The organism is Haladaptatus sp. QDMS2 (assembly GCF_029338295.1).
Lineage (GTDB): Archaea > Halobacteriota > Halobacteria > Halobacteriales > Halococcaceae > QDMS2.
Genome location: NZ_CP119791.1, coordinates 1,049,980 through 1,063,736, shown reverse-complemented (window position 1 = coordinate 1,063,736; position 13,757 = coordinate 1,049,980). Strand labels below are relative to the sequence as shown.

The 13,757-nt window shown below is 63.2% G+C and carries 14 protein-coding genes; 5 read left to right on the top strand and 9 right to left on the bottom strand.

Features of this window, described 5'->3' with window-relative positions:
* Positions 1–8: 8 nt before the first annotated feature.
* Positions 9–1,538 carry an aldehyde dehydrogenase family protein gene (locus tag P1M51_RS05900; RefSeq protein WP_276247257.1) on the top strand — a complete coding sequence of 510 codons (1,530 nt, stop codon included), beginning with the start codon at positions 9–11 and terminating at the stop codon, positions 1,536–1,538.
* A gap of 78 nt (positions 1,539–1,616) precedes the next feature.
* On the opposite strand, the gene P1M51_RS05895 is transcribed toward P1M51_RS05900, so the two are convergent.
* The gene (locus P1M51_RS05895) at positions 1,617–2,084 is read right to left on the bottom strand and encodes an ester cyclase (protein ID WP_276247256.1); all 468 of its coding nucleotides are present in this window, start codon (positions 2,082–2,084) and stop codon (positions 1,617–1,619) included.
* A gap of 206 nt (positions 2,085–2,290) precedes the next feature.
* Between P1M51_RS05895 and P1M51_RS05890 the strand changes: the two genes are divergently transcribed.
* Positions 2,291–2,485 (top strand): hypothetical protein, encoded by a 195-nt coding sequence (locus tag P1M51_RS05890; RefSeq protein ID WP_276247255.1) that lies wholly within the window; start codon positions 2,291–2,293, stop codon positions 2,483–2,485.
* A gap of 2 nt (positions 2,486–2,487) precedes the next feature.
* On the opposite strand, the gene P1M51_RS05885 is transcribed toward P1M51_RS05890, so the two are convergent.
* From P1M51_RS05885 to P1M51_RS05870, 4 genes are all read right to left on the bottom strand, one after another.
* Positions 2,488–3,483, bottom strand: coding sequence for an MBL fold metallo-hydrolase (locus tag P1M51_RS05885; protein ID WP_276247254.1), 996 nt, complete (start codon positions 3,481–3,483; stop codon positions 2,488–2,490).
* 42 nt (positions 3,484–3,525) lie between these two features.
* Positions 3,526–3,804: a MoaD/ThiS family protein gene (locus P1M51_RS05880; RefSeq protein ID WP_276247253.1), complete on the bottom strand. Its 279-nt coding sequence runs from the start codon at positions 3,802–3,804 to the stop codon at positions 3,526–3,528.
* Positions 3,805–3,864: 60 nt separating this feature from the next.
* Positions 3,865–4,908, bottom strand: coding sequence for an NAD(P)/FAD-dependent oxidoreductase (locus P1M51_RS05875; RefSeq protein ID WP_276247252.1), 1,044 nt, complete (start codon positions 4,906–4,908; stop codon positions 3,865–3,867).
* 72 nt (positions 4,909–4,980) lie between these two features.
* Positions 4,981–5,613: a uracil-DNA glycosylase family protein gene (locus tag P1M51_RS05870; protein WP_276247251.1), complete on the bottom strand. Its 633-nt coding sequence runs from the start codon at positions 5,611–5,613 to the stop codon at positions 4,981–4,983.
* A gap of 121 nt (positions 5,614–5,734) precedes the next feature.
* Here P1M51_RS05870 and P1M51_RS05865 point away from each other — a divergent pair, with 121 nt between their 5' ends.
* On the top strand, positions 5,735–6,778 hold the full coding sequence (locus tag P1M51_RS05865; protein WP_276247250.1) for a succinylglutamate desuccinylase/aspartoacylase family protein: 1,044 nt from the start codon (positions 5,735–5,737) through the stop codon (positions 6,776–6,778).
* Between the two features lie 3 nt (positions 6,779–6,781).
* On the opposite strand, the gene P1M51_RS05860 is transcribed toward P1M51_RS05865, so the two are convergent.
* Both P1M51_RS05860 and P1M51_RS05855 read right to left on the bottom strand, forming a co-directional pair.
* Complete coding sequence (locus tag P1M51_RS05860) at positions 6,782–8,809, bottom strand: LVIVD repeat-containing protein (protein WP_276247249.1); 2,028 nt, start codon at positions 8,807–8,809, stop codon at positions 6,782–6,784.
* A 147-nt stretch (positions 8,810–8,956) separates the two neighbouring features.
* Positions 8,957–11,521 carry a heavy metal translocating P-type ATPase gene (locus tag P1M51_RS05855; RefSeq protein ID WP_276247248.1) on the bottom strand — a complete coding sequence of 855 codons (2,565 nt, stop codon included), beginning with the start codon at positions 11,519–11,521 and terminating at the stop codon, positions 8,957–8,959.
* A 152-nt stretch (positions 11,522–11,673) separates the two neighbouring features.
* Between P1M51_RS05855 and P1M51_RS05850 the strand changes: the two genes are divergently transcribed.
* On the top strand, positions 11,674–12,462 hold the full coding sequence (locus P1M51_RS05850; protein ID WP_276247247.1) for a class I SAM-dependent methyltransferase: 789 nt from the start codon (positions 11,674–11,676) through the stop codon (positions 12,460–12,462).
* A 55-nt stretch (positions 12,463–12,517) separates the two neighbouring features.
* Positions 12,518–12,715: a heavy-metal-associated domain-containing protein gene (locus P1M51_RS05845; RefSeq protein WP_276247246.1), complete on the top strand. Its 198-nt coding sequence runs from the start codon at positions 12,518–12,520 to the stop codon at positions 12,713–12,715.
* A gap of 1 nt (position 12,716) precedes the next feature.
* On the opposite strand, the gene P1M51_RS05840 is transcribed toward P1M51_RS05845, so the two are convergent.
* Both P1M51_RS05840 and P1M51_RS05835 read right to left on the bottom strand, forming a co-directional pair.
* A complete protein-coding gene (locus tag P1M51_RS05840) occupies positions 12,717–13,307 on the bottom strand; it encodes an AsnC family transcriptional regulator (protein ID WP_276247245.1) in 591 nt (196 codons plus the stop codon).
* 42 nt (positions 13,308–13,349) lie between these two features.
* Positions 13,350–13,757: a plastocyanin/azurin family copper-binding protein gene (locus P1M51_RS05835; protein WP_276247244.1), complete on the bottom strand. Its 408-nt coding sequence runs from the start codon at positions 13,755–13,757 to the stop codon at positions 13,350–13,352.

Sequence of the window (13,757 nt, the reverse complement as noted above, 5' to 3'; positions counted from 1 at the left end):
TTGTAAATATGGCTCAGGAGACGAGCGTCTTTCAGCATTACATCAACGGTGAGTGGACAGACGGCGAAGGTGACGACACCTTCGAAAGCAAGAACCCGGCAACGGGAGAGGTTCTCGGCGAGTTCCGCCGCGGAACCGAAGCGGACGTAGAATCGGCAATCGACATCGCAGAAGACTCCTTCGAGGAGTGGCGCAACCTCTCGCACATCGACCGCGCAGAGTACCTCTGGGACATCTACCACGAGATGCGAGAACGCACCGAGGAACTCGCCGAAATCGTCACCAAAGAGTGCGGCAAGGAGATTTCCGAAGGTCGCGCAGACGTCATCGAAGCCTACCACATGGTGGAGTGGGCCGCAGGCGACGCCCGCCACCCGAAAGGGGACGTCATCCCCTCGGAGATTCCGAGCAAGGACGCCTACATGCGCCGCAAGCCCCGCGGCGTCATCGGCTGCATCACGCCGTGGAACTTCCCGGTCGCGATTCCGTTCTGGCACATGGCCGTCGCGCTCGTCGAAGGCAACACCGTCGTGTGGAAGCCGGCAGAGCAGACCCCGTGGTGTGCGAAGATTATCGCGGAGATGTTCGAGGACGCGGGCATTCCAGACGGCGTGTTCAACATGATTCAGGGCTTCGGCGACGCCGGTGCGGCCATCGTCGACAACCCCGAAATCGACACGGTCCTGTTCACCGGCTCCGCCGAAGTCGGCCACGAAATCGCCTCCAAAGTCGGTGGCGAACCGGGCAAACTCGTCGCCGCAGAGATGGGCGGCAAGAACAACATCGTCGTCACGGAGAAGGCGGACCTAGACATCGCCGTCCACTCCGCGCTGATGTCCTCGTTCAAGACGACCGGCCAGCGCTGTGTCTCCTCAGAGCGTCTCGTCGTCCACGAGGAAGTCTACGACGAGTTCAAAGAGCGATTCGTCGAACTCGCAGAGCAGGTCTCCGTCGGTGACCCACTCGACGAGAACACCTTCATGGGCCCGCTCATCGAGGAAGGCCACAAGGAAAAGGTCCTCTCCTACGCGGACCTCGCCCGCAAAGAGGACGTGAACGTGCTCGTAGACCGCACCGAACTCGACGAAAGCGAGATTCCAGACGGCCACGAAGACGGTCACTGGGTCGGCCCGTTCGTCTACGAAGCAGACCCCTACGAGCCACTTCGCTGCACCCACGAGGAAGTGTTTGGCCCGCACGTTGCGCTCCTCAAGTACTCCGGTGACATCGAGGAAGGCGTCGAGATTCAGAACGACACCGAGTACGGCCTCGCCGGCGCAATCATCTCCGAGGACTACCGCGAAATCAACTACTTCCGCGACCACGCAGAAGTCGGCCTCGCCTACGGGAACCTCCCGTGCATCGGCGCAGAGGTCCACCTCCCGTTCGGCGGCGTCAAGAAGTCGGGCAACGGCTATCCTTCGGCCCGCGAAATCATCGAAGCCGTCACCGAGCGCACCGCGTGGACGCTCAACAACTCGAAGGACATCCAGATGGCTCAGGGCCTCTCTGCGGACATCAAGACCCAGGACGACTGAGCGCCCTCGAATCTACGTTTTATATTTTTCTTTCCGATGAGCCATCGGTTTTACGCTGTCAAAAATGAGGGCGCGAAATTACGCGAGCGATTCGGGTAACGCGCCGACTTGCCGGAGCAGGCCGACGAGGTCGGCTTCGCTCCATCGTTCGACTATCTTTCCATCTTCGAACCGGTAGACGACGATGCCAGATACGGTTATCTTCTTGCCCGTTGCGTCGACCCCCATGAAGGGACCGTCGTGTGTACCAACGAGGTCGAACCGCACCATCACGCGGTCGTCCTCTGCGAGCATGTCGTGAATATCGAATCGCACGTCTGGGAAGGCGTGCGTGACGGATTCTGCGTGTTCGCGGAAGGCGTCGATGCCCCGCATTTCCCCCGTGCTGAGTTCGTCACTCGATACCGGCGCGTGGTTCACGACGTCCGTCGCAACGAGGTCGGTCAACGTCTCGATACGGCCGTCAGTGTGGTCTTCAATTGCTTTCAGGTACTGTCGTGCCCGTTCCCTGTTCTGGTCAATGGTGAGGCCACTTGTTGCTGCCATGGGTTTCACCCCAAATAGAGCTACGAGTTCTCACGAGATAAGGTAGCATACGAGCGCGCAGGCAACAGTTGCGTTCAACATGAACGTTTATGATAGTCTGGGTCGCAGGAAGGAGTGATGACACTTCATCACCTTCCCGTAGGTCTCGCACGCAAAGCCAGCACGTCCGCGTTTCGCTATCGAACAAATTGCAATCCACCATCGACATGAGCACGAACCAGGAGACCTACACCTTCCCCGGCGACAAGTGGGCTTCGCCCACCGAACCGACACCAGAAACCACGACAGAACCGACCCGGCCAGCCTGGCAACAGGCCCAGCGAACCTTCTCTACGACGTGCAGGAACCGCCTGCGCAACCTCGTTGACGCGGAAAATCAGAGCCAACTCTCCACGAAGTGAATCTACGCCAGTTCGACGGCCGGGAACAGGTCGTCTAACTCCGGCGTAGCTTCCACAATCGCGTACCCTTCTTCGGTCTGTTCGACCACGCCGTCCGCTTCAAGGTGCGAGAGGTGAGCGGACGCCTCGCCCGGTCCATGCAGGATGTGAATCGAGCGCAGTTCCCCGAACAGGTGGGCACTCACGGTCCACGCGTCCGCAGGGCCGTGTTCGCGCAGAACCGCGAGGACCTTCTCGGTGCGCTCGCGGTGGTGGTCGACGATGTACTTCGCCCGCGCCGCCGGGTCGTCGATACGCTGGCGGTGGCCCGGCCACGTGACCGAATAGTCTGCGTCTACGATGTTGGTGAGCGTGTCGAGGTACTTGGCGAGTGGCTCGTCAACGCGCACGTCCGCTCCGCCGACGTTCGGCGTGTACTTGGGCAACAGCGCGTCGCCGGAGAACAGTTCCGCCCCCTCCTCGCCTTCGAACACGAACCCGCACTGACCTTCGGTGTGTCCGGGGAGATGGACGACTTCGAGCGTGAGGTCGCCAATCTCGAAGCGGTCGCCCGCCTCGAAGCGCGTGACTTCGGGTGCGCCCTCGGCCATCGCCTCGTCGCGTTCGATGATGGGCAGGAGTTCTGCCTGCTTGTCTTCTGGCATCCCCCACTCGTCGAGTTTCGACCGCTGACTGTCGAACAGGTCGTCCCAGGCCGCCGGGTCGCGTTCGATGAGGTCGGCGTCAGCGTGGTGGGCGCGAACCGTCGCACCACTTCGCTCCTGGACGAACCCGGCGAGGCCGCTGTGGTCCTCGTGCCAATGGGTCAGGAGCACTTCGTCTACGTCCGCGAACGCGAGTCCCTCGGCGGCGAGGGCGTCGTGCAATTGCTCGCGCACCTCGTCCACCGCGACGCCCGTGTCCACGAGCGTGACGGGAGCCTCGGGGTCGTCGGTCCCGAGCAGGTACACGCTGTTTTCCCCCTCGAACACCGTACACTCGAGTTGAATCTGCTTCACACGCACAGTCGAGTGGGCGGACACATCACTGTTTCTGGTTTCTCAGCACCCCATCGCCGGCTGCACTGTAATCCTCGCGCCGTCGGTGACGACCGTCTCGGGACCTTGCAGGTCGTGGATGTCCGTGCCATCGACGTTTATCTCGACGTGGCCGCGCAACTGGCCGTTCGCCCGGAACCAGAGGGCGTGGACGGGGGGATGTGCCTCGGCGATTTCGTTCAGAAGGGCGTACACCGTCGTCTCCTCTGCGAGCGGTTCGGTCAGGTGGTCGTTACCGACGGCGTCGGCGTAGTTCGAAGCGAGGTCCAGGGTAACGGGCATGCTCGCACATTGGCGACCCGGAGTGAAAAATTCGCGTGTGAACCGACCGGTGGGCGATGTTCAGTCGTCGTCGGCGACGACTTCGCCGGCTTCGTGTTTGACTGCCGCGTCGCGGAGTTTTTCGGAGATGGCGGGCGCGTGCGCCGCGTCGATTTCGCCGCCCAGCTCCTCGATTTCGTCGAGCGACATCGGGAACGTCCGAGCGCTGTAGTGGATGGAGATGCCGGCTTTTGCCCCTTCGCCGAGCGCGACGGGAATCTGGTTGTGCCCGGGCGTCACGTCGCCGACGGCGTAGACGCCTTCGACGTTCGTCTTCCCGTGGTCGTCCACCGCGATGGTTCCGTCGTCGTTGAGGTCCACGCCGAGCGATTCGGCGAGGGCGGTGTTGTACTCGGAGCCGTACATCGCGAATCCGCCCTTGTACTCGCGGCGGGTGCCGTCTTCGAACTCGAAGCCGCCGAGCCAGGAGGGGTCGTCTTCGTCCGGGAACTTCGATTCGATGTCCGCCTCGATGATGTTTACCGGGTGGGCGCGAACGAGTGTGTCCGTTTTCTCGGACCACGTTGGCTCTGCACCCCGGAGCAGGATGTCCACGCGGTCGGTGAAGTTCAGCATAATCATCGCGACGTGGGCCGCGCTGTTCGAGTGCCCCATCACGTACACCGGTTCGTCCACGAACATGTAGGCGTCACAGTGCAGACAGTAGTGGAGGCCACGACCGGTGCGGGGAAGCGGTGGCTCCGGGCGCTTGTCGGTGAACCCGGTTGCCACGACCACGTAGTCGGTGTAGACGGAGACGTCGCCTGCCTCGACGAGGAAGCGTCGCGGGCCGTCCTCGGTTGCCGTAATGGCCGTCACCGTATCGCGGAAGTAGTCTGTGCCGTAGCCCTCCAACTGTTCGACTGCGGTCTGGAGAAACTCGTTTCCGGATACGTCTTCGGTGATGCCGAGGACGTTGTGGGTGTCCATCATCATCGCCGCGCGGCCGCCGCCGCGGTTGATGACCGCCGTGTCGTGCGACAGACGGGTCGTGTAGAGCGCAGCAGTCAGACCGGCGGGACCACCGCCGACAACGGTCACGTCGTACTCGGGCGTCTCATTCATGGAACTGCGTAGTCGCCAGAGCCTCATAATACGCCGGTAACGGGAAGGTAATTCAGTCAGCGAGAAGCAACGTCACCCGATCATCGTCGCCACGCCTTTCGTCTGGCGGTAGTCGGAGTTCAGCAGAGCGCGGAGTTTCGTTTCGAGATACTCGGCGTCGCCGTCCTCCCACTCGGTCGGGTCACGAATCGGAAACACGAGAAAGCCACCGCCGCGCACGTCGTTTCCGTGAAGCGCAGCCATGTCGAAATCGAGGTGGCGCTCCTGGGTGGTGTACTCGCGCACGACGTGCCGGGTCGCCTGCTCACCGACGGGCATCAAGATGTGTCCGTTGATGGCTCGCAACTCGGCGTCGAAGTAGCGTTCGAGTGCGTCGTACTGCGCTCGCGTCGGTGTCTCGCCGTCGTCGACGGTGCACATGTGGATGTACGAACAGTAGAGGTTCGTCGGGCGTGGCTCGTCGTCGTAGGCGTCCGCGAGGAACCCAAGTTCGTGGAGAATCGGCTGGAGGCGCTTGCCGGCGACTCCCCCCGTGAAGGGGACGCCCGTCTTCCGACCGCCGTGGACGCCCGGGTGGTCGCCGATGAGGTGGAAGTCGGCGTTCGCGTCCCCGTAGCCGAACACCGTCTGGGCGGCCGTCTCGGCGTATTCCGGTGGCGTGCGCATGCCGAAGGGGTTGCGCGTCCGGTCGGTAATATTCTGCACGCACCCCGATAGACGGTTCTCCGATAAAACGCCAACGGTCCACAGAGGCCTCCTCTCTCGGTTTTACACGATTTCTCACGGCCGGGGGAAGCTACTTTGCGTCACCCTGAGACACTCCGATATGGCCGAATTTTCGAACGCCTTTCACTACAACGGGGAAACGGTCGAACCAGGGGAGGTTCGGACGCTCCGACACGAAATCAGCGAAACCTACCTCGGCGACCCCGTCGAGATTCCAGTCACCATCATCAACGGCCGCCAGCCCGGGCCGTCGGTTTTCCTGACCGCCGCCATCCACGGCGACGAACTGAACGGGGTGAAAGTCGTCCAGGAAGCCGCCTCGACGTACAAGCCGGGCAACCTGCACGGGACGCTCGTTTGTATCCACGTCGTCAACATTCCGGGGTACCTCGCCCAGCAACGCTACATCCCGATTTACGACCTCGACCTGAACCGATCGTTCCCGGGGAAAGAGCGGTCGAACACCGCAGAGCGCATGGCGAACAACCTATTTTCGACCTTCATCAAGCAATGTGACCTCGGCCTCGATTTCCACACCTCGACGCGCAATCGGACGACGATGTTTCACGTCCGCGCCGACATGAGCGACCCCGAAGTCGAACGCCTCGCCCGGTCGTTCGGTGCGAACGTCATCCTCGGCGGTGGGGGCGATGGCGGGTCGCTGCGCGGGGCGGCGACGAGTGCTGGCGTGCCGACCATCACCATCGAGATGGGGCAAGCCCACCGGTTCCAGCGTCGCCTCATCAAACGTGGCCTGCAAGGCGTCGAAAGCATCCTCGCAGAGTACGAGATGCTTCCCGACGCGGCCATCCACTGGCCCGGCTGGACGAAGGTCATCGGGAGCGACAGCGACAAAACCTGGCTGCGCGCGGACGTCGGCGGCCTCGTGGAGATGCACCACGGGCGGCGAGAACTCGTCTACGAAGGCGAAGTCATCGCGACCATCACCGACCACTTCAAAGACGAGGTCCACGACGTAGAAGCGCCGTTCACCGGACTCCTCGTTGGCTTGCTCCAGAACCCGGTCGCAGCGCCGGGCCACCCGCTCTGTCATCTCGTCGAAGTGGACGACCGCACGCGCGAAGTTATCGAATCAGAACAGGACCGGATTCAGCGCAGAAACGCGGTGCTCGAAGGGTACTGAACCCTACTCGTCGCCGAACACACCGCGAACCGTGTTCAGAACTTTTTCGCGTTGGTGGTAGAACACACCGGCCGCGCCGCCGATGGTGCCGAGCGTCAGCGAGTTCGTGTTCGTGGACGTGCCGGAGACGGTGTTGACCTCCGTCGTCGCCTCGATTTCGTGCCAGGTGTCGCCGCCGTCGTGGCTGAACTCGACTGGGCCGAAGGTGTAGTCGCCGGTCGTCTCCGCGCCGGACGGCACTTCGGCGAAGTAGTTGCGCTCTGGGTCGGCCTCGCTCACGGGGTTCGTGAACTCGACCATGCGCGCGCCGCCTTCGAGGTACGTCGTGTGGTCGTCGCCGTCTGCGACCGTCCACGATTCGGGCAGGCGGTCGCGGATGAGCACGTCGCTCTCTGCGTACTGCAGCGTGAGCGTCACGTGGTCGGTCTGGCCACCTGTGAACACGGAGCCGTCGTCGGACCGTTCGAGCGCCACGACCGGCGTCGCGCCGCTAATCGGGAGATCTGTGTTGTAGATGGCGTGAATGCCCTGGTTGATGTCCGCGGCGAAGGTGACGCCGTTGCTCACATCGGCCCCCCAGATGTTCGGCGACGTCGCGTTCAACCCTTCCATCATCGAGGCTTCTGGAACGTCGTACTGTGGGCGCGACCACCCGGTCTCGACGAGCGACCAGTCACCCGTGTCGATGTTGAGGTAGCGCAGGCCGCCGTGGTAGTGAGCCTGGTGGACGTAGAATTCGACCGCGCCGGACCTCGGGTCCACGTGCTTCTCGACGGTGGAGTTGTGCGGACTGAGCGCGAAGTCGGTAAATTCGATGTCGTCTACGCCCTCGATAGTCGTGGCGTTCTGCCACGTCCAGTCGTCGAGGAGCGGGAGGTCCGTCGTGACGGAGGGGTCCTCGTAGATGCCGTCTGCGTCCACCAGGAATACCGTCCCAGTGGACTTTGGATTCGATTTCTCCTCCATGCCGTCGTCGTAGTCACCCGACGGTTCCTCGTGACTGGCGATGCAGACGCGCTTTCCGTCCACGAGGTCTGGCGCTGGCGTCGCGAAGTGTGCCTGGCGCATCTCGAAGCGGCCGATGCGCGTGATGCTGGTCGGGTCACTCACGTCCAGCACTTGGAGGCCGGCGTCCCAGTACGAGAGATACGCCGTTGGCGTCCCCGTCTTCGGGTCGTCTTGCACTTCCACGTCGTGACAGTAGAAGAACGGGAACGGCGCGGCGTCCGTGTTTGGTTCTTCCGGCACCGTCCAGCGATTCACGAGTTCGAGCAGGCCGGTGTCTCGGTGGAACTCGAAGACGTACATCCCGGCGTCGCCCGCGTACTCGATGTCCTTGCACGCGAAGACGTAGTCGTTTCCGCCAATGCGGTGGTGAAACAGATTATGAATTCCCGTCGTGAAGGCGTCGAACGTCCCCGCGATGGTGGGATTGCCCTTGTCGGTTACGTCCACGGCGACGACGCCGCCGGTGTTCGTCCCGGACGTGCTGTCTGCATCCGAGTCCGTACTCGTGGTGAGTTCGCCGAACAGGGCCGTAATCGGCTGTGTGCCGAGGAACAGATAGTTCCCGTCCGCGGAGACCTTCACGTCCATGATGGCCGTCCCCGGATTCTGGTTGCCGAAGAACGAGAGGACCGTCATCTCGGCCTGGTCCAAGTCGGCCTCCGTCTCTGCGCGGTTGTAGTCGCTGATATCGACGATGGCGACGCCGCGGCCGTCAGTTTCGTCGCGCGAGGAAAACAGCCCCACGAAGGCGTAGTCGCCGTGGACGCGAACCTCCGTGATGCCGCCGTAGTGGGGGTTCTCGGGCCTGCCAGCCGTGCTCTCAGAGCCGATGGCTCCCATGCTGTGATAGCCGGCGTTCGAGACGTTGTCGCTCGACTTACCGATCGTTTCCGGCTGATACGGGTCGTACTCGCCGTCGCTCGCCGCTGCCGTCCCCGAAACCGCCGCGACGCCGAGTGCACCCGCAGTCGCCTTGAGTACCGTCCGTCGTGTCGCTTCGCCGAAGGAGTTAGAATATGCCATGCTATCTCCAGCCACACTACTTCGTTACCAAAAGCTTGTGACAGAATCGTCAAAACGTCTCGAAAACAGACAGGAGTGCGACGAGTGGACTCGTTGAATTCAGGGGAAAACTGTCGGCCAGTGCACAGCGATGTGCACTCTCGGCGGTTACCGGAACCGACCCAGTAGTTCGTAGTCGTGGTCGGGCGTGTAGCGTCGGAAGGCGAGGCTGTTTGCGAGCACCGAGACGCTCGAAAACGCCATCGCGCCCGCGGCGAGCACCGGTTGCAACAGGCCGAGGGAGGCGAGAGGAATCATCGCCGTGTTGTAGCCGAGCGCCCAGAACAGGTTCTGTTTTATCTTCTGAAGCGTCCCCTCCGAGATGCGAATGGCCTTCACCACGTCCACTGGGTCGTCGCGCATCAGCGTCACGTCCGCCGCCTGAATCGCCACGTCGGTCCCGCTGCCGAGGGCGGTTCCGACGAACGCGGCGGCCAGTGCTGGCGCGTCGTTGACGCCGTCGCCGACCATCATCGCCGTTCGGCCATCCGCCTGGATGGACTCGACGGCTTCTGCTTTGTCCTCGGGCAACACCTCGGCGCGAACGTGGTTCGGGTCGATGCCGACTTCTTCGGCCACGGCGCGCGCGGTCAGTTCGTTGTCGCCCGTGATGAGCCACACGTCGAGGCCGCGCTCGTGGAGTTGCGAGACGGCATCTTTCGCGCCCGGTTTCACCGTGTCTGCAGTAGCGATGACCCCGAGCAAGCGGCCGTCGAGGGCGACGAGCATCGCGGTTTTCCCCTCGCGTTCCAGTTGCTCCATCGTCTCCGCTGCGGGGTCGGTGTCGATACCCTCGTCTGCGAGGAGTTTCCGGTTCCCGATGAGCACCTCGCCGCGGTCTACGGTCGCCCGCACGCCGTGGCCGGGAACGTTTTCGAACGATTCGGGAGTCGAGACGTCGAGGTCGCGCTCTTTTGCACCGTCGACGATGGCCTCGGCGAGGGGGTGTTCGCTCCCCGACTCGGCGCTCGCAGCGACAGAGAGGACGAACTCCTCGTCGCTCGCTTCCCGCTGTACCTGGCCGCCGTCGGTCGCCGAGAGCGCGACCACGTCGGTGAGGCGCATTTCACCTTCCGTGAGCGTGCCCGTCTTGTCGAAGACGACGGTGTCCACGTCGCGGACCCGTTCGAGGATGTCACCACCCTTGAACAGCACCCCGTTTCGCGCGCCGATGGTCGTCCCGACCATGGTGGCCGCGGGCGTCGCGAGACCCAGCGCACAGGGACAGGCGATGAGCACGGCCGAGGCGAAGACGATGACAGCGAACTCGAAGACGGAGACGCTACCGCCGGCTACCTGTGGGCCACCCGCGACCAGCCCCCAGAGCGGAAGGCCCTGGACGAACCCGGCGAGCGCCTCGGGGAAGAAGAACCAGACGAGACCCCAGACGAGCGCGTTCGTGATGACAGCGGGCACGAAGTAGGCGCTGATGCGGTCTGCGAGGTTCTGAATCTCCGGCTGGCGGCTCTGGGCGTCGGAGACGAGGGCGACGATTTGTTGAATCGCCGTCTCCTCGCCGACCTTCGTCGCTTCCACGACGAGCACGCCGTTCTGGTTGATGGTCGAACCAACAACCTCGTCCCCTTCTGCCTTTTCTACGGGCACGGACTCGCCGGTGACCATCGATTCGTCCACGGCGCTCTCCCCGGAGACGACCACACCATCGGTTGGAATCTTCTCGCCGGGGCGGACCTTCATCCGGTCCCCGACGGACACGTCTTCGAGGGGAACCTCGCGCTCGGTGCCGTCCTCGTCTACGAGCGTCGCGGTGTCGGCTTCAAGTTCGAGTAGTTCGCGAAGGGCGTCGCCCGCCTGCCCCTTCGAACGCGCTTCGAGGTAGTTCCCGAGCGTGATGAACACGAGGATGAACGCGGCGGTGTCGAAGTAGAGCGCCCCACCGATGAGGCCGAGCAGCACGGCGACGGAGTAGAAGTACGCCGTCGAAGAGCCAAGCGCGATGAGGACGTCCATGTTCGCCGTGCGATTTTTCACGAGCGCCGTGTACGAGTTCTCGTAAAACTCCTTGCCCAAGAAGTACTGGACGGGGGTCGCAAACGCGAACGCGACCCAGCCGAACGGGACGCCCGCGACGGTTTCCGGCAAGAGACCCGGCGCGAACAGGTGGGCGAGCATCATGCCGAACAGCGGCGCGGAGAGTGCCCCACCGAACAGCGTGAGTCGTCGCTGGCGGTCGATTTCCGCGTGCCGGGCCGCGTCGCGCCGGTCACGTTCCGACTCACCCTCGCCGTCCTCGTCGCGGACCGGCGTGTACCCAGCCTCCGCGATGGCGTCGTAGAGTTGGGCGAGGGAGACCTCTGCCGGATTGTACTCGACGCGCGCCTCGTCGGTGGCGTAGTTCGCCTTCGCGCGGATGACGCCGGGGACCCGTTCGAGGGCATGCTCGTTCGTCGCGGCGCAATTTGCACACGTCATGTCGGTGATGCCGATAGTGACCGACTCGCGGGCCGCCTCGTAACCCGCATCCTCGATTGCGTCGTAGATGTCGGCGAGTGACGCGCGCTCGGGGTCATATTCGACCGTGCCCTCGTCCGTGGCGTAGTTGATACTCGCCTCGGTGACGCCGTCTATGTTCCTGACGGCAGTGTCTATCGTCTTCGAACAGTTCGCACAACTCATCCCGGAAATCGCGAACTGAACCCGTCGGGTAGCCATTGTCCTACAGTACGCACTAGAGATTGAAGCGGTTTGTCCCTCGGAATCCGACGATTATCGAGGCCAAGAGTTTATATTCCAAGGCGGGACGAGGAGTGTCGTACCGAAAGCAAGGCAACATCGACATAACGTAGTGCACACAACGGGCCGGTATGCCACCGCGAGATGCGTCCGAACTGTTCGAGAGCACGGCGCGGTACTACGCACGTCATCGTCCACGGTACGACGAGCGGGCCATCGAGCAGTTGGTCACGAACTTCGACCTCGACGAGCCGTCGCGGGTGCTCGACCTCGGGTGCGGGCCGGGTCATCTCGCGATTCCACTCGCCGCCCACGCCGGAGAGGTGGTCGGCATGGACCCGAACGAGGAGATGCTCTGCGAGGCGCGACGACTGGCAGACGAAGCTGGCGCGGACAACGTCCACTGGGTCGTCGGGTCGGACGCGACGATAGACGCATCGCTCGGCACATTCGACCTCACCGTGATGGGGCGGTCCTTTCACTGGATGGACCGCGACCGGACGCTCACCACGCTCTCCGATCTGACGAATCCCGGCGGCGGCGTGGCGGTGCTCACCGACGGCGACTGGATGGCGTTGCCCGAGGCCGAGTGGCAACGCTCGGTCGCCAGTCTCGCCGCAGAATTCCGAGCCGTACCCGACTCCACCGACGGAACCGACGACCCGGCCCGGTTACACCAGGACGTGCTCGCGGAGTCGGCCTTTGAAAGCCTCGAAATCGAACACCTCGAATTCGATCACGAGTGGACGCCGGACGGCATCGTCGGCTACGTGTTCTCCCTCTCGTACTGCTCACCGGCGGTGCTCGGGGACGCGGCCACAGAGTTGGAGCGGGCCATCCGCGAGCAACTCGCACACTTCGACCGCGAGACGTTCACCCAGCACGTCGAGGTGACCACCATCACGGCGCGAAAGGGGTAGCGCGCCTTCGATTCGAAGGGGCAACCGACAAAACGCTGCCCACCTAAATACGAGTATGACGACGAAATTGACCGTTTCCGGGATGAGCTGTGGCGGCTGTGAGGCAACTGTCGAGGAGGCACTGAAAGGTGTTGCTGGCGTGACGAACGCGACGGCAGACCGGGAGACAGATACGGCGACAATCGAGGGCGACGCCGACGTGGAAACACTCGTCTCGGCGGTCGAAAATGCGGGCTACGACGCCTCCGCGTAACTCAGGCGCCTTGTTTTAGCTCTTCGTACGTTTCGGTGAACCGCACTTCACAGGACGAACAGCAGAAGTGGTAGCGGTCGTCATCGAGGACGACAGAGGTACCCTCGGCGGTGACGGTGTTCCCGCACTCCGCACACTCCGGGGCGAACGCCGCCTCGCCGACGGCAGGTTGCCACGATACGTCAGAGAGCAGGTCTACGTCGTACGAGTGGATGTCCTCGAGCGAGACGACGCCGGAGAGCAGCGATTCGACGTTTCTGTCGCCGAGGTGTCCCTGAAAGACGACGTGGCCTTCGGCCGTGGTGAAGATGTGTTCGACCCCGTCGAGGTCGAGGACGCCGGTACGCACTCGCTCGGTGGCTCCTGGTTTGACTGCGAGGTCCACGAGCATCGGGAGGCCGTCGCTCAGGCGCGAGCGGTCGAGTGCAACGGTGAACCGAGTGATGAGGCCGAGGTCCTGTAGTCGTTCGACGCGGTCTGCGACCGTCGGCGGCGAGCGGTCTACCTGCTCTGCGATTTCGCTGAACGGGCGACGAGCGTCCTCGACCAGCAGGCGCAGAATCGTTCGGTCGATGTCGTCCAGTGAAGCCATGTGCCAACAGAGGCGGACGACGAAAAAACCAGTTTCGGCGGGTTATTCGACCACGATGGTGCCTTTCATCCCCGTCCCCTCGTGCGGGATGCAGAAGTACTCGTGTCGCCCGGCGACCTCGAAGGTGTGTTCGTAGGTCTCGCCGGGTTTGATGAGCCCTTGAGTGAGATTCTGGCGGGCGGCCCGTTCGGTCTCGAATCCGCCACTCGCAAAGTACGCTGCGTCAGCGGGAATCTTCTGCTCGTAGGCGGTGACGGTGTGGTCCGTTTCGCTGTCGTTGTCGAAGGTGACCGTCGTGCCCGCGTCCACGGTGAGCGTCTTCGGATTGAACTTGAAGTTCTGCATCCCGACGGTGTCGCCGTCGCCGCCGTTACCACCAGTCGCGGAACAGCCAGCGAGCGCAAGGGCCAGTGCGGCCCCACCGCTGCACAGGAAGTCGCGCCGTCGCAT

What these genes read in the sequence shown, in the direction of transcription:
- P1M51_RS05900 (WP_276247257.1), top strand. Translation starts at nt 9, where the DNA reads ATGGCTCAGGAGACGAGCGTCTTTCAGCATTACATCAACGGTGAGTGG.
- P1M51_RS05895 (WP_276247256.1), bottom strand. Translation starts at nt 2,084, where the DNA reads ATGGCAGCAACAAGTGGCCTCACCATTGACCAGAACAGGGAACGGGCA.
- P1M51_RS05890 (WP_276247255.1), top strand. Translation starts at nt 2,291, where the DNA reads ATGAGCACGAACCAGGAGACCTACACCTTCCCCGGCGACAAGTGGGCT.
- P1M51_RS05880 (WP_276247253.1), bottom strand. Translation starts at nt 3,804, where the DNA reads ATGCCCGTTACCCTGGACCTCGCTTCGAACTACGCCGACGCCGTCGGT.
- P1M51_RS05875 (WP_276247252.1), bottom strand. Translation starts at nt 4,908, where the DNA reads ATGAATGAGACGCCCGAGTACGACGTGACCGTTGTCGGCGGTGGTCCC.
- P1M51_RS05865 (WP_276247250.1), top strand. Translation starts at nt 5,735, where the DNA reads ATGGCCGAATTTTCGAACGCCTTTCACTACAACGGGGAAACGGTCGAA.
- P1M51_RS05860 (WP_276247249.1), bottom strand. Translation starts at nt 8,809, where the DNA reads ATGGCATATTCTAACTCCTTCGGCGAAGCGACACGACGGACGGTACTC.
- P1M51_RS05855 (WP_276247248.1), bottom strand. Translation starts at nt 11,521, where the DNA reads ATGGCTACCCGACGGGTTCAGTTCGCGATTTCCGGGATGAGTTGTGCG.
- P1M51_RS05850 (WP_276247247.1), top strand. Translation starts at nt 11,674, where the DNA reads ATGCCACCGCGAGATGCGTCCGAACTGTTCGAGAGCACGGCGCGGTAC.
- P1M51_RS05845 (WP_276247246.1), top strand. Translation starts at nt 12,518, where the DNA reads ATGACGACGAAATTGACCGTTTCCGGGATGAGCTGTGGCGGCTGTGAG.
- P1M51_RS05840 (WP_276247245.1), bottom strand. Translation starts at nt 13,307, where the DNA reads ATGGCTTCACTGGACGACATCGACCGAACGATTCTGCGCCTGCTGGTC.
- P1M51_RS05835 (WP_276247244.1), bottom strand. Translation starts at nt 13,757, where the DNA reads ATGCGACGGCGCGACTTCCTGTGCAGCGGTGGGGCCGCACTGGCCCTT.